The 3,779-nt window shown below is 55.3% G+C and carries 3 protein-coding genes; all 3 read left to right on the top strand.

What is annotated here, in order from left to right:
- The first annotated feature begins 113 nt into the window (after positions 1-113).
- Positions 114-1,424, top strand: coding sequence for a trigger factor (tig, locus tag AC1DLB_RS24350; RefSeq protein WP_026286355.1), 1,311 nt, complete (start codon positions 114-116; stop codon positions 1,422-1,424).
- 93 nt (positions 1,425-1,517) lie between these two features.
- Entirely contained in the window at positions 1,518-2,156 is a 639-nt protein-coding gene (gene clpP / locus AC1DLB_RS24345; protein WP_018925423.1) for an ATP-dependent Clp endopeptidase proteolytic subunit ClpP, read from the top strand.
- Between the two features lie 106 nt (positions 2,157-2,262).
- Positions 2,263-3,546 carry an ATP-dependent Clp protease ATP-binding subunit ClpX gene (clpX, locus tag AC1DLB_RS24340; RefSeq protein ID WP_018925424.1) on the top strand — a complete coding sequence of 428 codons (1,284 nt, stop codon included), beginning with the start codon at positions 2,263-2,265 and terminating at the stop codon, positions 3,544-3,546.
- Positions 3,547-3,779: the final 233 nt, after the last annotated feature.

The raw sequence follows: 3,779 nt of genomic DNA, 5'->3' as shown, positions 1-3,779 counted from the left end.
TTTTTTTACCCGTTTTCAGTAGGGTGACTTCTTGAGTTTGACCCACTAGAATGCATGCCCTTGATTCTGGGGTCGGAAACGGCCGGCTAACGTCTGTGCAACGAGGAATATCCATGCAAGTTTCTGTTGAAAATACTTCTGCTCTTGAGCGCCGCATGAGCATCACCGTGCCGGCTGAGCGCATCGAGACTCAGGTCAACAAGCGTCTGCAGCAGACTGCCCAAAAGGCCAAGATCGCTGGCTTCCGTCCAGGCAAAGTGCCAATGAGCGTGATCCGTCAGCGTTTCGGGGCTGATGCACGTCAAGAAGCCGTGGGCGACGTGATCCAGTCTTCCTTCTACGAAGCTGTCGTCGAGCAGAAGCTGAATCCRGCTGGTTCGCCTTCGATCGAACCTAAAACCCTGGAAGCGGGCAAGGACCTGGAATACGTAGCCGTATTCGAAGTGTTCCCTGAGTTCACCGTTGCCGGTTTCGAAGGCATCACCGTCGAGCGCCTGAGCGCCGAAGTGGCTGACGCCGATCTGGACAAGATGCTGGAAGTCCTGCGCAAGCAGAACACCCGTTTTGAAGTGGCCGAACGCGCTGCCCAGAACGAAGACCAGCTGAACATCGATTTCGTCGGCAAGGTCGACGGTGAAGTGTTCGCAGGTGGTTCTGCCAAAGGTACTCAGCTGGTGCTGGGTTCCGGCCGCATGATCCCTGGTTTCGAAGACGGTCTGGTTGGCGCTAAAGCCGGCGAAGAGCGCGTTCTGAACCTGACCTTCCCAGAGGACTACCAGAACCTCGACCTGGCAGGCAAAACTGCTGAGTTCACCGTGACCGTGAACACCGTTTCCGAGCCTAAACTGCCAGAGCTGACCGAAGAGTTCTTCGCTCAATTCGGCATCAAGGAAACCGGTCTGGAAGGCTTCCGCACCGAAGTTCGCAAGAACATGGAGCGCGAACTGCGTCAGGCGATCAAATCCAAGGTCAAGAATCAGGTGATGGACGGTCTGCTGGCCACCAACCCGATCGAAGTGCCTAAGGCTCTGCTGTCCAACGAAGTCGACCGTCTGCGCGTGCAGGCTGTTCAGCAGTTCGGTGGCAACATCAAGCCTGACCAACTGCCGGCCGAGCTGTTCGAAGAGCAAGCCAAGCGCCGCGTCGTGCTGGGTCTGATCGTGGCTGAAGTGGTCAAGCAATTCGACCTCAAGCCTGACGAAGCCCGCGTTCGCGAGATGATTCAGGAAATGGCTTCGGCCTACCAAGAGCCTGAGCAGGTTGTGTCCTGGTACTACAAGAACGACCAGCAACTGAACGAAGTCCGTTCGGTTGTGCTGGAAGAGCAAGTTGTGGATACTGTTCTGCAGAAAGCTAGCGTGACCGACAAATCGGTCTCTTACGAAGAAGCGGTCAAGCCGGTAGAAGCTCCACAAGCCGACTGATTGGTTTTGCGGTAAGAAGTACACACCATAAGCCAGCCTTCGTGCTGGCTTATGCGTATTCAAGACATAACTATTTGGGAGTGACTGCGAGACATGTCCCGCAATTCTTATTATCAGAGCTCTGACATCCAGGCCGCAGGCGGTCTGGTCCCGATGGTTATCGAGCAGTCTGCCCGTGGCGAACGTGCCTATGACATCTACTCGCGCCTGTTGAAGGAGCGAGTGATCTTCCTGGTAGGTCCGGTAGAAGACTACATGGCCAACCTGGTTGCGGCGCAACTGCTGTTCCTTGAAGCGGAAAACCCGGACAAGGACATCCATCTTTACATCAACTCACCAGGCGGTTCGGTGACTGCGGGCATGTCGATCTACGACACCATGCAGTTCATCAAGCCAGACGTTTCCACCACCTGCATCGGTCAGGCCTGCAGCATGGGTGCCTTCCTGCTTGCCGGTGGTGCTGCCGGCAAGCGTTTCTGCCTGCCGAACTCGCGCATGATGATTCACCAGCCGTTGGGCGGCTTCCAGGGTCAGGCGTCGGACATCGACATCCATGCCAAGGAAATCCTCCACATTCGTTCGCGTTTGAACCAGCTGTTGGCTCATCACACCGGTCAGAGCCTCGAAACCATCGAGCGCGATACCGAGCGCGACAACTTCATGAGCGCTGAGCGTGCGGCTGAATATGGCCTGATCGACTCTGTGATCGACAAGCGTAAAATGCCCGCCTAAGCAGCCCAAATGTAGGTGGTCGGGGTAACTGACCGCCTGCGGGCTTGAAAAAGCCTGCAATTGCCTTCATCTTGTGTTGCAAGCCTATCGGATTTGGATCGATCGAATGACTGACACCCGCAACGGCGAGGACAACGGCAAACTGCTCTATTGCTCCTTCTGTGGCAAAAGCCAGCATGAAGTGCGCAAATTGATTGCCGGCCCCTCGGTCTTTATCTGCGACGAGTGCGTCGACCTGTGCAATGACATCATCCGTGAGGAGGTGCAGGAAGCCCAGGCCGAAAGCAGCGCGCATAAATTGCCTTCGCCTAAAGAAATCAGCGGCATCCTTGATCAGTACGTGATTGGTCAGGAACGTGCGAAAAAGGTTCTGGCCGTAGCGGTGTATAACCACTACAAGCGTCTGAACCAGCGCGACAAAAAGAATGACGACGTCGAACTCGGCAAAAGCAACATCTTGCTGATCGGCCCGACAGGCTCGGGTAAAACCCTGCTTGCCGAAACTCTGGCCCGCTTGCTGAACGTTCCGTTCACCATCGCCGACGCAACCACCCTCACCGAGGCGGGTTATGTGGGCGAAGATGTCGAGAACATCATTCAGAAGCTGCTGCAGAAGTGCGATTACGACGTAGAAAAGGCCCAGATGGGCATTGTCTACATCGATGAGATCGACAAGATCTCGCGCAAGTCTGACAACCCGTCGATCACCCGGGACGTTTCCGGTGAAGGCGTGCAGCAGGCCCTGCTCAAGTTGATCGAAGGCACGGTCGCTTCCGTTCCACCTCAAGGTGGTCGCAAGCATCCGCAGCAGGAATTCCTTCAGGTCGACACCCGTAACATCCTGTTCATCTGCGGTGGTGCGTTCTCCGGTCTGGAAAAGGTTATTCAAAACCGTTCCACCCGTGGCGGCATCGGCTTCAACGCAGAAGTGCGCAGCAAGGAAGAAGGCAAGAAAGTCGGTGAATCCCTGCGTGAAGTCGAGCCTGACGATCTGGTCAAGTTCGGTCTGATCCCGGAATTCGTCGGGCGTCTGCCGGTACTTGCCACGCTGGACGAGCTTGATGAGGCTGCGCTGATGCAGATTCTCACCGAGCCGAAGAATGCCCTGACCAAGCAGTATGCCAAGCTGTTCGAGATGGAAGGCGTGGACCTGGAATTCCGGGCCGACGCGCTGAAATCGGTCGCCAAACGTGCCCTGGAACGCAAAACCGGTGCCCGTGGCCTGCGCTCGATTCTCGAAGGTGTATTGCTCGACACTATGTATGAAATCCCCTCGCAGTCCGAGGTGAGTAAAGTAGTGATCGACGAAAGCGTTATAGAAGGCAAGTCCAAGCCTCTGTATCTCTATGAGAACAGTGAGCCGACTGCCAAGGCAGCGCCAGACGCTTAAGCGTCACACTGCTGGAATAAAGAAGGGGCCTTCGGGCCCCTTTGCTATTGTGGGAGACGGGGCAGCTAACCTGAATTTCTGGATGCGCCGGGATAAATGCAGGCGCTACCGTAAGCTCTGATTTTTTAAGTGATTCTTTTATCCGCTTGTTTTTTTTGAAAACAGCCCCCATCTTGGTTTCAAGCTTACTTCCATCTGTTTACGGCCTTATGGCCGCCGTAGAGGCGAAATGA

It is taken from the genome of Pseudomonas sp. 05N434, from assembly GCF_056396965.1.
Note: the sequence above shows the minus strand (reverse complement) of the source record. Positions and strands in the feature narration are given on the sequence as shown.